Annotated in this window: 13 protein-coding genes, 2 tRNA genes and 1 riboswitch; of the genes, 2 read left to right on the top strand and 13 right to left on the bottom strand. The window is 61.3% G+C overall.

The window, feature by feature from the left end:
* Positions 1–46 precede the first annotated feature (46 nt).
* On the bottom strand, positions 47–1,489 hold the full coding sequence (gene mgtE, locus N005_RS10150; protein WP_047701088.1) for a magnesium transporter: 1,443 nt from the start codon (positions 1,487–1,489) through the stop codon (positions 47–49).
* A gap of 365 nt (positions 1,490–1,854) precedes the next feature.
* Here mgtE and N005_RS10155 point away from each other — a divergent pair, with 365 nt between their 5' ends.
* Complete coding sequence (locus N005_RS10155) at positions 1,855–2,379, top strand: hypothetical protein (RefSeq protein ID WP_047701089.1); 525 nt, start codon at positions 1,855–1,857, stop codon at positions 2,377–2,379.
* Positions 2,380–2,398: 19 nt separating this feature from the next.
* On the opposite strand, the gene N005_RS10160 is transcribed toward N005_RS10155, so the two are convergent.
* The 6 genes from N005_RS10160 to ltaE all read right to left on the bottom strand — a co-directional run bounded on the left by N005_RS10160 (position 2,399) and on the right by ltaE (position 8,212).
* A tRNA-Arg gene (locus N005_RS10160) sits at positions 2,399–2,475 on the bottom strand.
* 108 nt (positions 2,476–2,583) lie between these two features.
* Positions 2,584–2,674 (bottom strand) — tRNA-Ser (locus N005_RS10165).
* Positions 2,675–2,736: 62 nt separating this feature from the next.
* Positions 2,737–2,925, bottom strand: a complete 189-nt coding sequence (gene csrA / locus N005_RS10170; RefSeq protein WP_003178872.1) for a carbon storage regulator CsrA — start codon at positions 2,923–2,925, stop codon at positions 2,737–2,739.
* A gap of 186 nt (positions 2,926–3,111) precedes the next feature.
* On the bottom strand, positions 3,112–4,353 hold the full coding sequence (locus tag N005_RS10175; RefSeq protein WP_047701090.1) for an aspartate kinase: 1,242 nt from the start codon (positions 4,351–4,353) through the stop codon (positions 3,112–3,114).
* An 87-nt stretch (positions 4,354–4,440) separates the two neighbouring features.
* Positions 4,441–7,062, bottom strand: a complete 2,622-nt coding sequence (gene alaS / locus N005_RS10180) for an alanine--tRNA ligase (protein WP_047701091.1) — start codon at positions 7,060–7,062, stop codon at positions 4,441–4,443.
* A 145-nt stretch (positions 7,063–7,207) separates the two neighbouring features.
* Positions 7,208–8,212 (bottom strand): low-specificity L-threonine aldolase, encoded by a 1,005-nt coding sequence (gene ltaE, locus N005_RS10185; protein ID WP_047701092.1) that lies wholly within the window; start codon positions 8,210–8,212, stop codon positions 7,208–7,210.
* Positions 8,213–8,452: 240 nt separating this feature from the next.
* A riboswitch (FMN riboswitch) is annotated at positions 8,453–8,621 on the top strand.
* A 100-nt stretch (positions 8,622–8,721) separates the two neighbouring features.
* Here ltaE and N005_RS10190 point away from each other — a divergent pair.
* On the top strand, positions 8,722–9,228 hold the full coding sequence (locus N005_RS10190) for a 6,7-dimethyl-8-ribityllumazine synthase (RefSeq protein WP_047701093.1): 507 nt from the start codon (positions 8,722–8,724) through the stop codon (positions 9,226–9,228).
* Between the two features lie 120 nt (positions 9,229–9,348).
* On the opposite strand, the gene astE is transcribed toward N005_RS10190, so the two are convergent.
* From astE to aruF, 6 genes are all read right to left on the bottom strand, one after another.
* Positions 9,349–10,356, bottom strand: coding sequence for a succinylglutamate desuccinylase (gene astE, locus N005_RS10195; RefSeq protein ID WP_047701094.1), 1,008 nt, complete (start codon positions 10,354–10,356; stop codon positions 9,349–9,351).
* A 12-nt stretch (positions 10,357–10,368) separates the two neighbouring features.
* Complete coding sequence (locus N005_RS10200; protein WP_024776525.1) at positions 10,369–10,656, bottom strand: hypothetical protein; 288 nt, start codon at positions 10,654–10,656, stop codon at positions 10,369–10,371.
* Positions 10,657–10,725: 69 nt separating this feature from the next.
* Positions 10,726–12,072: an N-succinylarginine dihydrolase gene (gene astB / locus N005_RS10205; protein WP_047701095.1), complete on the bottom strand. Its 1,347-nt coding sequence runs from the start codon at positions 12,070–12,072 to the stop codon at positions 10,726–10,728.
* Positions 12,073–12,202: 130 nt separating this feature from the next.
* On the bottom strand, positions 12,203–13,672 hold the full coding sequence (gene astD, locus N005_RS10210) for a succinylglutamate-semialdehyde dehydrogenase (RefSeq protein WP_162843597.1): 1,470 nt from the start codon (positions 13,670–13,672) through the stop codon (positions 12,203–12,205).
* A complete protein-coding gene (gene astA, locus N005_RS10215) occupies positions 13,669–14,691 on the bottom strand; it encodes an arginine N-succinyltransferase (protein ID WP_047701097.1) in 1,023 nt (340 codons plus the stop codon). The genes astD and astA overlap by 4 nt, the downstream gene beginning before the upstream one ends.
* 46 nt (positions 14,692–14,737) lie before the next feature.
* A complete protein-coding gene (gene aruF / locus N005_RS10220) occupies positions 14,738–15,757 on the bottom strand; it encodes an arginine/ornithine succinyltransferase subunit alpha (RefSeq protein WP_041023506.1) in 1,020 nt (339 codons plus the stop codon).
* Positions 15,758–15,864 lie beyond the last annotated feature (107 nt).

Below are 15,864 nucleotides of genomic sequence, written 5' to 3' on the forward strand. Positions count from 1 at the left end.
AAGTGGACAGCGTTACATCAGATAAGCGGTTTTTTTGACCTGCGACTCAGAGCAGGAAGATGGTCGCCAGTCCGAGGAAAATAAAGAACCCGCCGCTGTCGGTCATGGCGGTAATCATCACGCTCGCACCCATGGCCGGGTCACGCCCCAACCGGGCGAGGGTCATGGGGATCAACACGCCCATCAATGCCGCCAACAGCAAGTTGAGGGTCATCGCGGCCGTCATGACCACCCCCAATGACCAACTGCCATAAAGCAGATACGCCACCACACCGATCACACCACCCCAAAGCACGCCATTGATCAGGGCCACCGCCAGCTCCTTGCGCATCAATCGCGAGGTATTGCCGGTGCTGACCTGATCCAGCGCCATGGCGCGAACGATCATGGTGATGGTCTGGTTACCGGAGTTGCCGCCAATCCCGGCAACGATGGGCATCAGCGCCGCAAGCGCCACCAACCGCTCGATGGAACCTTCGAATAAACCAATGACCCGGGAAGCGACAAACGCCGTGATCAGATTGATCGCCAGCCAGGCCCAACGGTTGCGCAGGGATTTCCAGACCGAGGCAAAGATGTCTTCCTCTTCACGCAGACCGGCCATGTTGAGGACTTCGCTCTCGCTTTCCTCACGAATCAGGTCGACCATTTCATCGATGGTCAGACGGCCGATCAGCTTGCCGTTCTTGTCGACCACCGGGGCGGAAATCAAGTCATACCGCTCGAACGCCTGGGCCGCATCATAGGCGTCTTCGTCCGGATGAAAACTTACCGGATCGCTGGCCATGACCTCGGAAACCTGCTTTTCCGGGTCGTTGACCAGCAATCGCTTGATCGGCAGCACACCCTTGAGCACGCCGTCGTAGTCGACCACGAAGAGCTTGTCGGTATGCCCCGGCAGCTCCTTGAGACGACGCAGGTAGCGCAATACCACTTCAAGGCTGACATCCTCACGGATCGTCACCATCTCGAAGTCCATCAACGCACCGACCTGTTCCTCGTCATAGGACAACGCCGAGCGCACGCGCTCACGCTGCTGGCCGTCGAGGGCTTCCATCAGTTCGTGGACAACGTCCCGTGGCAGTTCGGGCGCCAGGTCGGCGAGTTCGTCGGCGTCCATTTCCTTGGCCGCCGCCAGCAACTCGTGATCATCCATGTCGGCGATCAGGGTTTCACGAACCGAGTCGGACACTTCGAGCAGGATGTCACCGTCGCGATCAGCCTTGACCAGCTGCCAGACCGTCAGACGCTCTTCCAGCGGCAGAGCTTCAAGGATGTAGGCGACGTCGGCGGAGTGCAGGTCATCGAGCTTGCGCTGCAACTCGACGAGGTTCTGCCGGTGCACCAGGTTCTCGACCCGGTCATGATGTGGGCCTTCCTGGCGATGCGTCAGGTCCTCCACGACCCGCTGGCGATGCAGCAGCTCAACGACTTGCGCGAGACGGTCCTGAAGGCTTTCCTGCGTTTTCTTTACTTCAATTTCGGTCATAGGCGAACTCCACTCCCAGCAGTGGGGCACGCCGGAAGGATCAATCAGTCAATTCATGATTGGTGAAACGAGGTTTTGAGTAACTACTGGGTAAGTCCATGGAAGTATTCCAAAGCCCCGGCGGGGCTGACGGGCGCAATCATACACCGCTTGGCGTTTTAAAACGTTAAAAAATCATGGCAAGAACAAGCGCTTGCGAGACAAACCTGAACGCAGGCTGAACCTGTGGAATTACGACGATTTATCCTGAAAAGAAAACACACCACCCGGCAAAAATGGAGCGGCTACCCTGAGGTCAGTCAGCTGCTCCCACAGGTAATGAATGCATCAACTCCCACCTTTTCATCCGCCAGGAAGGCGCTCGAATGCCGCTCAATCGCCATGTTTTTCTGCTCGTCACCCTGTGCTGCCTGCCTTCGCTGGCCGCCGAACACACCGTTCATCGCTGCGAAAATAGCGCAGGACATATCACCTTCACCACCTTGAGCTGCAGGACGGAAGAGAGCCTGTCTTTGCAGCGAATCCATCCGTACAGCCCTGGCACAATCGCCCCCGCCGGAGAATCGCTGCTGCCCGAAGCCGAGCACCGACAAACATCCGGCAACAAAACCAGGCGCAGGGAACCGACGGTCGTTGGCCTGCTCGAAGAGCGCTGTGGAAATCTACTGACCGCCGGGCAGCGGCGTGATGCGATCATGGACAGGCGCATCGTCACGGGCATGAGCCAGCAGGACGTGGAAAGCGCCCTCGGCAAACCGGACTCGATCAAGATCCGCAATTCGAGCATCCGCTACACCTATAAAGAGAAGAACGGCCGCAGCGCAGAGGTCGTGTTCGATGAGAAAGGCTGTGTAAAAGGAAAATCGCAGGCAACAAAAAGCCCGCGTTAAACGCGGGCTTCTTGATATATGGTGCACTCGACAGGATTCGAACCTGTGACCGCTCGGTTCGTAGCCGAGTACTCTATCCAGCTGAGCTACGAGTGCATGTGTTGCCGCGCATTATAGGTCGTCGAATCTTTTTGTAAAGCGCTTTTTTCCAGTAATTTCAACAACTTACTGAACAAGCCAGATGACAACGCACTACATGAATAATGGCGGAGAACGGGGGATTCGAACCCCCGACACCCTTTTGAGGTGTACTCCCTTAGCAGGGGAGCGCCTTCGGCCACTCGGCCAGCTCTCCGCAACACGGGGCGTATATTAACCACCTTCATCCCCGTTTGCAAACATAAAAATCGATAAAAATTAATGGCTTGGTTCGTCGTCCTTCTCTTTCTTGATACGCAGGTAAATTTCCTCCCGGTGCACCGCGACCTCTTTCGGGGCGTTGACGCCAATACGCACTTGGTTTCCTTTGACGCCGAGCACGGTCACGGTGATTTCGCCATCGCCAATAATCAGGCTCTCTGCGCACCGACGAGTCAGAATCAGCATACCTTTCTCCTCACGCAATTCAGTTCAGGGACTACAAGTCTGCAAAACAAGGGCGTCGGACCTGCAACCACAACGGTCGCAGCCTACAGGCCTCAGTATTGACCAGCGCGAGCAAAAGAACAGTTTTGAGACGCGCCATTCGAAAAAACAAAGGGCGCGGTAAAACCGCGCCCTCGGGACAACGCCTTATTCGCCCTGTCGGGCGGCTGCGTCGAGTTCGAAAGCCGTGTGCAGGGCACGCACGGCCAGTTCCAGGTATTTCTCTTCGATCACCACGGAAACCTTGATTTCCGAAGTCGAGATCATCTGGATATTGATGCTTTCCTTGGCCAGGGATTCGAACATGCGGCTGGCCACGCCTGCGTGGGAGCGCATGCCGACGCCGACGATCGACACCTTGGCGATCTTGGTGTCCCCCACCACTTCCCGGGCACCGATCTCGGCTGCGGTCTTCTTCAGCACGGCTTCGGCGGCCTGGTAGTCGTTGCGGTGCACAGTGAAGGTGAAGTCGGTGGTGTTATCGTGCGCGACGTTCTGCACGATCATGTCGACTTCGATGTTCGCGGCACTGATCGGGCCGAGAATCTTGAAGGCCACGCCGGGGGTGTCTGGCACGCCACGGATGGTCAGCTTGGCTTCATCGCGGTTGAAGGCGATGCCGGAAATGATCGGCTGTTCCATGGATTCCTCTTCATCAATAGTAATGAGGGTGCCCGGACCCTCTTTGAAGCTGTGCAGGACGCGCAGCGGAACATTGTACTTGCCAGCGAATTCGACCGCCCGGATCTGCAACACCTTCGAGCCGAGACTGGCCATTTCCAGCATCTCTTCGAAGGTGATCTTGTCCAGGCGCTGAGCCACGGGAACCACTCGCGGGTCGGTGGTGTAGACGCCATCCACATCGGTGTAGATCTGGCATTCGTCAGCCTTGAGGGCTGCCGCCAGCGCAACACCGGTGGTGTCGGAACCGCCACGACCGAGGGTGGTGATGTTGCCGTGCTCGTCCACGCCCTGGAAACCGGCGACCACTACGACGCGACCAGCCTTCAGGTCAGCGCGAATCTTCTGATCGTCGATCTGCAGGATACGCGCCTTGTTGTGCGCGCTGTCCGTCAGGATACGCACCTGGTTGCCGGTGTAGGACACCGCCGGCACGCCACGCTTCATCAGCGCCATGGCCAGCAAGGCGATAGTCACCTGCTCGCCGGTGGACACGATCACATCCAGTTCACGGGGAACCGGCTGCTGCTCGCCGCTGATTTGCTTGGCCAGATCGATCAGACGGTTGGTTTCGCCGCTCATTGCCGACAGCACAACCACCAGGTCATCGCCCGCATCACGGAATTTCTTAACCTTGTCGGCGACTTGTTCGATTCTCTCGACAGTGCCGACCGAGGTGCCTCCAAATTTCTGTACGATCAAAGCCATTTCAAAGCCGCCTCTGCCCATGAAGGGCGCCCAATAGTTACTACGGCGGTCGGGCCCGCGACTAGACCGCGAGCCCGAAGCACCGCCTTAAATACCCTGCTCTACAAATGCAACGGTCTGGGCCAGTGCCGCGTCCAGTGCGCCAACGTCGGTACCGCCGCCTTGCGCCATGTCCGGACGACCACCGCCCTTGCCGCCCACTGCCGCAGCGGCCTGCTTCATCAAATCACCGGCTTTGAGTTGGCCGGTCAGGTCCTTGGTCACGCCTGCGACGAGAACGACCTTTTCCTCATGGACACTGCCGAGCAGGATCACTGCGCGGCCGAGTTTGTTTTTCAGCTGATCGACCAGCCCCAGCAGGGCCTTGCCATCCTGACCGTCCAGACGCACGGCCAGCACTTTCACACCCTTGACGTCCACGGCCTGGGCCGACAGATCGTCGCCCGCGGCGCTGGCAGCCTTGGCCTGCAGTTGCTCGAGTTGTTTCTCCAGCAGGCGGTTGCGCTCCAGCACTGCCGACAGCTTGTCGATCAGGTTGTCACGGCTGCCCTTGATCAGGCTCGCCGCTTCCTTGAGTTGTTCTTCGGCGGCGTTGAGGTACGCCAGCGCCGCGGCACCGGTGACCGCTTCGATACGCCGCACGCCGGAGGCCACCCCGCCCTCACTGATGATCTTCAGCAGGCCGATGTCGCCGGTCCGGTTGGCGTGGATGCCACCGCACAGCTCCACCGAGAAATCGCCCATGCTCAGCACGCGCACGCTGTCGCCGTACTTCTCGCCGAACAACGCCATCGCGCCTTTCTTCTTGGCGGTGTCGATGTCGGTTTCTTCGGTTTCTACCGGGGAGTTCTTGCGAATCTCGGCGTTGACGATATCTTCCAGGGCCTTCAGTTGCTCTGGCTTGATGGCTTCGAAGTGACTGAAGTCAAAGCGCAGGCGCTGGCTATCGACCAACGATCCCTTCTGCTGGACATGCTCGCCCAACACCTGGCGCAACGCGGCGTGCAACAAGTGCGTGGCAGAGTGGTTCAGCGATGTGGCGTGGCGCACTTCGGCGTCGACATGGGCGGACACCGGGGCAGCGACCATCAGGCTGCCCGAAGCCAGCACGCCGTGGTGCAGGAATGCACCGCCGGTCTTGGTGGTGTCGCGCACGTCGAAGCGCGAGCTACCGGCCTGCAGGTAACCGCTGTCACCGATCTGGCCGCCGGACTCGGCGTAGAACGGGGTCGTGTCGAGCACGATCACGCCTTCCTGGCCTTCGCTCAGGATGTCGACCGACTGGCCGTCCTTATAGATAGCCACGATCTTGGCCGAACCGGTGGTGCCGGCGTAACCGGTGAACTCGGTGGCCACGTCAACCTTGACCAGGCTGTTGTAGTCCATGCCGAAGGCGCTGGCGGAGCGTGCACGCACCCGCTGGGCTTCCATCTCGCGCTCGAAGCCTTCTTCGTCGAGGGTCAGGTTGCGTTCGCGGGCGATGTCGCCGGTCAGGTCCATCGGGAAACCATAGGTGTCGTACAGCTTGAACACCACGTCGCCCGGCACCACGTTGCCCTTGAGTTCGGCCAGGTCCTGCTCGAGGATCTTCAGGCCCTGCTCCAGGGTCTTGGCGAACTGCTCTTCTTCGGCCTTGAGCACACGCTCGATGTGCGCCTGCTGGGATTTCAGTTCCGGGAAGGCCTCGCCCATCTCGGCCACCAGGGCCGCGACGATCTGATAGAAGAAGCTGCCCTTGGCGCCCAGCTTGTTGCCATGACGGCAGGCGCGACGGATGATCCGGCGCAGCACGTAACCACGGCCTTCGTTGGACGGCAACACGCCGTCGGCAATCAGGAAGCCGCAGGAACGGATATGGTCGGCTACCACTTTCAGCGAGGCCTGGTTGTCGTTGGTGCAACCGATGGCCTTGGCCGAGGCGTTCAGCAGGCTCTGGAACAGGTCGATTTCATAGTTGGAGTGGACGTGCTGCAGCACCGCACTGATCCGCTCCAGACCCATGCCGGTGTCGACCGACGGCGCCGGCAGCGGATGCAACACGCCATCGGCGGTGCGGTTGAACTGCATGAAGACGTTGTTCCAGATCTCGATGTAACGGTCGCCGTCTTCTTCCGGCGAGCCGGGTGGACCGCCCCAGATGTCGGCGCCGTGATCGTAGAAGATCTCGGTGCAAGGGCCGCACGGGCCGGTATCGCCCATGGTCCAGAAGTTGTCGGAGGCGTAAGGCGCGCCCTTGTTGTCACCGATGCGCACCATGCGCTCGGCCGGGACACCGACCTCTTTGGTCCAGATGTCATAGGCTTCGTCATCGGTGGCGTAGACCGTTACCCAGAGTTTCTCCTTGGGCAGGTTCAGCCACTTGTCGGAGGTCAGGAAGGTCCAGGCGAAGGTGATGGCGTCGCGCTTGAAATAGTCGCCGAAGCTGAAGTTACCCAGCATTTCGAAGAACGTGTGGTGACGAGCGGTATAACCGACGTTTTCCAGGTCGTTGTGCTTGCCGCCGGCACGCACGCACTTCTGGCTGCTCACCGCACGGGTGTAGGCACGTTTCTCCTGGCCCAGGAAGCAGTCCTTGAACTGGTTCATCCCCGCGTTGGTGAACAGCAGGGTCGGGTCATTGCCTGGGATCAAAGAGCTGGAGGCTACTCGGGTGTGGCCTTGCTCTTCGAAGAAGCGAAGGAAGGCTTCACGGATTTCTGCGCTTTTCATTAGGTTCTTCCACGGAGGCTGCGGCCAAAGGCCTGTGCAAAACGTCAACAGACGAAGCAACGGCAAAGGGCCGCATTATATCGGCCCTGCGCTTGGGGTACAGCGTGTTATGCGATAGAAACTGTCAATTGGGTCGCTTGGGCGATCAGTTGCCGGAAAATTCGACGAAAGTGGCAATCACCCGGTCGATTTGCGCAGCGCTGACGTCCAGGTGCGTCACCATCCGCAGGCGCGGTGCGGCAATGAGCTTGATGCCCCGCTCGGCGGCAAATGCCTTGAGCGCCTCGGCCCGTTCGCCCATGTGCACATAAACCATGTTGGTCTGCACCGGCTCGACCTCATAACCCGCCGCCTGCAACCCTTCGGCAAGGCGCCGGGCATTGGCATGGTCGTCGGCCAGGCGCTGGACCTGATGATCGAGGGCATACAGCCCCGCTGCGGCCAGGATCCCGGCCTGGCGCATACCGCCGCCAACCATCTTGCGCAACCGGCGCGCCTTGTCGATCAAGCCGACGCTGCCGCACAGGACCGAACCGACCGGCGCCCCCAGGCCTTTGGACAGGCACACCGACACCGAATCGAAATGCTGGGTGATCTCCCGCGCGTCGACATCGAGCTTGACCGCCGCGTTGTACAAGCGGGCGCCGTCCAGGTGCAGCGCCAAGCTGTGCTCCTGGGTGAAGCGCCGAGCGCGGGCCAGGTACTCCAATGGCAGCACCTTGCCTTGCATGGTGTTTTCCAGGGCCAGCAGGCGGGTGCGGGCAAAGTGGAAGTCATCAGGCTTGATCGCCGCGGCGACTTGCGCCAGGTCCAGGGAACCGTCCGCCTGCACCTCCAGGGGCTGGGGCTGGATCGAACCGAGCACCGCCGCGCCGCCGCCTTCGTATTTGTAGGTGTGGGCCTGCTGGCCGACGATGTACTCATCGCCACGCTCACAATGAGCCATCAACCCCAGCAGGTTGCTCATGGTGCCACTGGGCACGAACAGCCCCGCCGCGAACCCCAGGCGCCCGGCGAGTTCGGCTTCGAGCCGATTGACAGTCGGGTCCTCGCCGTACACGTCATCGCCGGTCGGCGCGCCGGCCATGACATCCAGCATGGCGGCGGAAGGTTGGGTGACCGTGTCGCTGCGAAGATCGATAACGCTCATGAATCTGGCCTCGGGTGCTGGTGGAAGGAATTCCCTTTCGAAGGGTAATTACTGCGGTCATGGCGATGAATAATCAAGACCGCCAGAAGGAAAAGACACACCCTGTGGGAGCGAGCCTGCTCGCGATAGCGGTGGTTCAGCTTGCAGCGATGCTGGATGTACGACCGCCATCGCGAGCAGGCTCGCCCCCACAGGAGGTTATGTGTTAAAAATCCTGCGCCGCCACATAGCGTAGCGGCAAAACGTTCTCAGGGCGGGGTGTAATTCCCCACCGGCGGTAATTGCACGCAAGGTGCATAGCCCGCGAGCGCTTGGCGATGCACGGCTTATTACAGTGCGGCGGCAAGGTCAGCAGACCCGGTGTGATCCCGGGGCCGACGGTCATAGTCCGGATGAAGAGAGAACGGGATCGGCACCCAAGGACCGCTTGCGACTATCTGTGCGCAGCGCATCCTCGACTCCCCTTCGATTCATGACGCCCTGTTTTTCACACAAACAGGAACCAGAACATGCAACCCACTGCAATCGACAGCAAAATCAAACATCCGGGCGAACGCGTTGCGTTCATCCAGGCCTGCTGGCACAAGGAAATTGTCGACCAGAGCCGTCACGGCTTCGTCGCGGAAATGCTCAACCAGGGCTACCAGGAAAGTGATATCGACTTCTTCGAAGTCGGTGGCGCCTTCGAGATCCCGCTGCATGCCAAGCTGCTGGCCAAATCCGGCCGTTACGCCGGCATCGCCGCCGCCGGCCTGGTGGTGGATGGCGGCATCTACCGGCATGAGTTCGTCGCCCAATCGGTGATCAGCGGCCTGATGCAGGTGCAGCTGGAAACCGAGGTACCGGTGTTCTCGGTGGTGCTCACGCCGCACCACTTCCATGCTGGGGAAGAGCACCAGAAGTTCTTTTTCGAGCACTTCGTGCACAAGGGCCAGGAAGCGGCGAAGACCTGCGCCGATACGCTGCACAAGACCCGGGCGTTGCGTCGTAGCGAACAGCGCGCCTTAGCCGTCTAAACACCGAACCCAATGTGGGAGCGAGCCTGCTCGCGATGACGGAGTGTCAGTCACTGTCAATGTTGACTGATGCTCCGCTATCGCGAGCAGGCTCGCTCCCACAAAGGTTCGGCGTTGGATTCAGGCCAGGTTTTCATCCGTGGCCGGCACAATCAGGATGCCCGCCCGCAAGCCATTCTTCACCTTGGGGTTGGGGAAGATGATCCGCGCACCCTCTTCTTCGATCACCCAACGGGTCTGGGCGATGTCTTCGGCCAGCACATAGCCTTTTCCCAGCTCCGAAAAGTTTTCGATGTCCGCCGGCAGGTTCAGGCGGAAGCTGTCGCTGTGCTTGATGATTTCCCGAGCCACGCTGAACAGTTGCAGGCCATCCAGCCCTTCGTCCAGCTCAGGCTCGTTGCCTTCGATGATCTGCTTCAGGCGGGTTTCCAGCAGGCTGACGTTGACGCCTTCGTTCTCCCCGAACGGCCGGGCCTTGCCCAGTTCCAGGGTAAAGGATTCGGCGCCGAGCTGGTCGTAGGTATAGGCACTGAACACGATGGACGGCTTGTTCTGCAGCAACACCGCTTCCATGCCCGCCGCACGCAGGCGGGCCAATTCACGACGTGAGTGCTGGCGACCTTCCTTCCAGGGGTACAGGGCGAACTGTTCGATCTTCGAGCCGCGGATGGCCGTGTGCAGGTCGTAATGCAAGCGACTGCGCTCTGGCCGGTTGAAGAAGCTGGCAGCCAGCCGCTCCAGCTCGCACGCCCGCAGCGCTTCCGGGCCGCCGCTCAGTTCATGACGGCCATTGAACAGCCGGTTGACGTCCTGCTCGACGAAACGCTCACCGCGGCGGATGGCCTCGGGATTGCCGAACAGGAACAGAATGCGTGCCCGAGGCTTCACGTCACCACGGGCGATGTCATGCAGCAGCCGGTCGAGCAATTCGATTGGCGCGGTTTCGTTACCGTGGATCCCCGCCGACAACAGCAGGTCCAGGCCATTATCCCGGGCTTCGGGCGGCTTGACCTCCAGCGCGCCCTCGCTCAACCAGCGCATCCGCACGCCTTCGACAGTCAGTTGAGTCTTCTCCGCCGGTTCACGGCCGGCGAGGGTCAGTTCAAGCAGTTTGCCGAGGGCGAGCATAGCGCGGTTTCCTTAATGGTCGTGGCCGCAATCCGGCCCATGGACATGGTCATCGTCGCCGAGATCGGCCGGTTCCATTTCCAACTGCAGGCTGACCAAGTTGGTTGCCAACGGGCGCAACAACAGGTTGGCATATTCCTCATCCCCTTCCTCGACGTCCACGCCGATCAGCAGCTGACCGCGGCCGTCCTGCTGGATCCACAACTCCTTGCCCTGCCACATCACCGCCACGCGGGTGCAAGAGGTTTCCAACTGGGTGCCGTCGGTGTCTTCAAGAATCAGCTGCAGTGCATCGCTCATGTTTTTACGTTCTCGTCTGGAGATAAGGCCACGCGCCCTGCTTTGACTGTAGTCAGGTCGCGCGCGCTTTCAATTGATCTGGAAAGGATAAACCGCGCCAAGTTTAAGGATTTGTGTCAGTTCATCCAGTGCCGACCGGCATTCGAGCAGCAATTGCGGGTCCGCCAGGTCGCTTTCGGTCATACGGTCGCGGTAATGCCGCTCGACCCATTGGGTCAGCGAATCGTACAACGGCGCCGTCATGATAACCCCTGGATTGACGGCCGCCAGTTCGGGTTCATTGAGGGCCACGCGCAGCCTCAGGCAAGCCGGGCCGCCACCGTTCTGCATGCTCTGCTTGAGGTCGAAGACCTTTACTTCGCGAATCACCCCGCCAGAGCCCGTCAGGCCTTGCAGGTATTGCCAGACACGCGGGTTGCTGCGGCACTCCTCCGGCACGATCAACAGCATCGAGCCGTCGGGACGCGACAGCAGCTGGCTATTGAACAGGTAGGAACGTACCGCGTCATCGACGCTAACCGCCGAACGCGGCACACACACAGACTGAAAAGTCCCACCGACCTTGGCGAGTTTGCCGCTCAGTTCGGCGAGCATCTTGTCGGTCTCGAGAAACGCGTCCTCGTGATAGAACAACACCTCGCCATTGCCGACCGCGATCACGTCGTTGTGAAACACGCCCTGGTCGATCACCGACGGGTTCTGTTGGGCGTACACCACGCCCTCTTCCCGCAGGCCATGCAAACGGGCGACCGCGCGGGACGCTTCGAGGGTCTGGCGGGCCGGGTATTTCTGCGGCGCCGGGTACCGGGTGTCGAAAGCACTGCGACCGAACACGAAGAACTCGACGCCCGCCTCACCGTAGCTCCGGCAGAAACGGGTGTGGTTGGCCGCCCCTTCGTCGCCGAACTGCGCCACCGCCGGCAACGCGGAGTGATGGGCAAAGTGCTGTTGATCGGCAAACATCGCCCCCAGTACGCGACTGGTGGTCGGATGCTCGATGCTGCGATGGTATTTGCAGTTCAGGTTGGCGGCGGTGAAATGCACGCGGCCATCCGCGGTATCGGCGCTTGGGCTGACGGTGGCGGCGTTGGCCACCCACATGCTGGAGGCCGAGCAACTGGCGACCAGCAGTGGCATCGCTTCTTTCGCGGCCTGCTGGATGACCTCGGCGTCGCTGCCGGCAAAGCCCAACCGGCGCAGGGCAGCCACGTCGGGGCGCTCCTGTGGCGCCAGTACACCCTGCTGGAAGCCCATGTCCATCAGCGCTTTCATTTTCGCCAGGCCCTGCAATGCTGCTTCCTTTGGATTGGAGCACGCCTGGCTGTTGCTCTGGGACGCGACGTTGCCGTACGAGAGCCCGCCGTAGTTATGGGTCGGCCCCACTAGACCGTCAAAGTTGACTTCAAAGGATTTCATCAGCGAGGCTCCACGAGGATCTGTTTTTTATAGGCATCAAGTAACAACGGCGGCGCTGCTATCGCGAGCGGGCTCGCTCCCACAGGGTTTTGCGCAACCCTTGTGGGAGCAAGCCTGCTCGCGATTGGCGCTACGCCATTCTCACGCCGGGAGTCAGGGCAGCCGGCATGACAAGGCTCGGCGTCTCCAGGGACGCCACCGGGTACGCGCAATAGTCGGCCGCGTAATAGGCGCTGGCGCGATGGTTGCCCGAGGCGCCGACGCCGCCGAACGGCGCGCTGCTGGCAGCGCCGGTCAACTGCTTGTTCCAGTTGACGATACCGGCACGGCTTTGCAGCCAGAACTGCTGATAGCGCTCCTGGGAGTCGGACAACAAGCCGGCGGCCAGGCCGTACTGGGTGTTGTTGGCCTCGGCGATGGCCGCCGGGAAATCCGCGTAGCGGATCACTTGCAGCAGTGGCCCGAACAGCTCTTCATCAGGACGTTCGGCCACCGCCGTCACATCGAGGATCCCTGGCGTCAGCAATGCGGCCTGAGGCTGTGGCTGAGTCATCGCCAACAGCGCCACGGCGCCGAGGCCCAGCAGATGATTCTGCGCGTCCATCAAGGCTTTCGCCGCACCCAGGGAAACCACCGAGCCCATGAACGGCGCCGGTTGCTGGTCGAACGCGCCGACGTCGATAGTCGAGCTGACCGCCACCAGGCGCGCCAGCAGGGCATCGCCCCACGCCCCTTCCGGCACCAGCAATCGGCGTGCGCAGGTGCAGCGCTGGCCAGCGGAAATGAATGCCGATTGGATGATGGTGTAGACCGCCGCATCGACGTCCTCCACCTCGTCCACCACCAGCGGATTGTTACCGCCCATTTCCAGCGCCAGGATCTTGTCCGGGCGACCGGAGAACTGCTGATGCAACAGATTGCCGGTGCGGCTGGAGCCAGTGAAGAACAGCCCGTCGATGCCCGGATTGGCTGCCAGGGCGATACCGGTTTCCCGCGCACCTTGCAGCAGGTTCAGCACACCCGCCGGCAAACCGGCTTCGACCCAGCACTTGACCGTCAGCTCGGCGACTTTCGGGGTCAGCTCGCTCGGCTTGAACAACACGCAGTTACCCGCCAGCAGCGCCGGCACGATGTGGCCGTTGGGCAAGTGACCGGGGAAGTTGTAAGGGCCGAATACCGCCACCACCCCGTGCGGCTTGTGCCGCAGCACCGCGGTGGCGTCGCCCAGGGGGCCGCTCTTCTCGCCGGTCCGCTCGCGGTAGCTCTGCACCGAGATGGCGACCTTGTTGATCATGCTGGTGACTTCGGTGGCCGCTTCCCACAACGGCTTGCCGGTTTCCTCGCCGATGCAGTGGGCCAGTTCGTCAGCATGGCTCTTCAGCGCCGCGGCAAAGGCTTCCAGCACCTGGATACGTTCATCCAGCGAGCGTCGGGCCCAGTCCGGGAACGCCTGGCGCGCAGCCTGCACCGCCGATTCGACCTGCGCCGCCGTGGCGCCCTTGCCCGACCACAGCACTTGCTGGGTCACCGGGTTCAACGACTCGAACATGTCGCCCTGGCCTTCCAGCCAGCTTCCCGCGATATACAGCGAGTTCATCATTTCGACTCCCGAGCAGACAACGCAACGGCGCGCACTTGATCGCCGGCGTTGAGTTGAAGGCGTTTGGCGGTCAGCGGATCGACCACCAGGGTGCCCGAGGCGAAGCGCGCCGGCGCTGCCGTGATGCGGCAATCCAGGCACTTGCGGTTATGGATGAGGAACGGCGTGGCGTCGTCGCCCGGCGTACCGATGGCCAGCACCAGGGCCTGGCTGTCACGGACAGCACGGATCTTGGCGGTTTCGCACTCCACGGCCGGGCCGGCATCGAAGATGTCGACGTAGCCTTGATAGTTGAAGCCTTCGCTCTTGAGCATCGACAAGGCCGGCTCGGTGTCCGGATGAACCTGGGCGATCACGGCGCGGGCATCCTCGGACAGGAAACAGGTGTACAGCGGGAACTTGGGCATCAGTTCGGCGATGAACGCCTTGTTGCCGACCCCGGTCAGGTAATCGGCCTGGCTGAATTCCATTTTGAAGAAGTGCCGGCCCAGGCTCTCCCAGAAAGGCGAACGGCCGGTGTCGTCGGACATGCCGCGCATCTCGGCGATGATCTTGTTGCCGAACAGCTGCGGATATTCGGCGATGAACAGCAGCCGCGCCTTGGCCAGCATGCGGCCGTTGAGGCCATTGCGGTAATCGGCATGCAGGAACAGCGAGCACAGCTCGGAATTGCCGGTCAGGTCGTTGGCCAGGAACAGCGTCGGGATTTCCCGGTAGATGTTCAGTTCCTGGGAAGCGCTCACCGTCAGGCCAACGCGGAAGTTGTACCAGGGCTCACGCAGGCCCACGGCCCCGGCGATGGCGGAGATGCCCACCACCTGGCCGTCATCGTTTTCGAGCACGAACAGGTAGTCCGCATCGCCACGCCCGGCTTCGCCGCGAAAGGTCTTCTCGGCCCAGCCAACCCGATGGGCCAGGCGCTCTTCGTTGGCCGGCAAGGTGGTCAGGCCGGTGCCGGTGCTGCGGGCCAGGGCGATCAGAGCGGGTAAATCGCTGCTGCGTACGGGACGAACGATCATGCTTTCTCCTCAGACGGGCCGCTCATGCCACCCGCGAAACTCAGACTTAAACCGCCACCAGGCGCACGCTGGCGCCTTCGCCAACGCCCAGTGCCTCGGCCGCTTCCATGTCCAGGGTCACCGGTTTACCCGGCGCGTAATCGAGCTCGAGCAACACGGCGCGGTAATCCTGCAACTGCGCATTGGCCACCAGGTATTGCCGGCCGGCACCCTTGACCGGTTCGCCGAGTTTGACCGGCACCACGCGGCTCTGGGCAATCGAGCGAATCCCCGAGACGCGGGCATGCAGGGTCGGGCCGCCGTCGAAGATGTCGATGTAATGATCGGTCTCGAAGCCTTCGCGCATCAGGATGTCGAAGGTGATCTGCGCACGCGGATGAACCTGTCCCATGGCTTCCTGGGCGGCGTCCGGCAGCAGTGGCACGTAGATCGGGTAATGCGGCATCAACTCGGCCAGGAAGGTGCGGCTTTTCAGCCCGCACAGCCGCTCGGCGGCAGCGTAGTTGAGGTCAAAGAAATTGCGACCGATGGCGTCCCAGAACGGCGAATCGCCATTTTCATCGCTGTAGCCGACGATCTCGGTCACCACCGAATCGGCGAACCGCTCCGGATGGCTGGCGACGAACAGCAGGCGCCCGCGGGAATTGAGTTCTGCCCATGGGGTGCCCACCAGGTCGCGGACCACATAGAAACTGGTCAGCAGGCTGTTGCCGGTCAGGTCGTGGCATTGGGAGAGCACGTGGATCTTGTTGTGGATCTTCAGCTCACGGGAGGCATGGACGAACGTCTCGTTGCGAAAGCTGTAGAACGGTTCGGAATAACCGGCCGATGCGACGATGGCCGAACAGCCCACCAGTTTGCCGGTGGCCGTGTCTTCAAGGACGAAGAAATAGCTTTCTTCACCGTTGAAACTGACTTCGGCGGCAAACGAGGCTTCGCTCGCGGCGATCTTGTCGCTCAAGCGTTCCACGTCATCCGGCAAGGAAGTGACACCGATCGGACTGTCCGCAGCCAGACGCTGTACCTCGCCCAGATCCGCCATTTGCGCGGGGCGCATCACCAGCATGGTGTCACTCCTTAACTTGAAATAAAGGGTTCGACCATCAGGTCGAGACTCAGAGAAAAAATACTGCTTTATGTGGGAGCGAGCCTGCTCGCGATGCAGACGACTCG

Origin of the sequence: Pseudomonas mediterranea CFBP 5447 (assembly GCF_000774145.1) — a bacterium.
In the GTDB taxonomy this organism is placed as follows: Bacteria; Pseudomonadota; Gammaproteobacteria; order Pseudomonadales; family Pseudomonadaceae; genus Aquipseudomonas; species Aquipseudomonas mediterranea.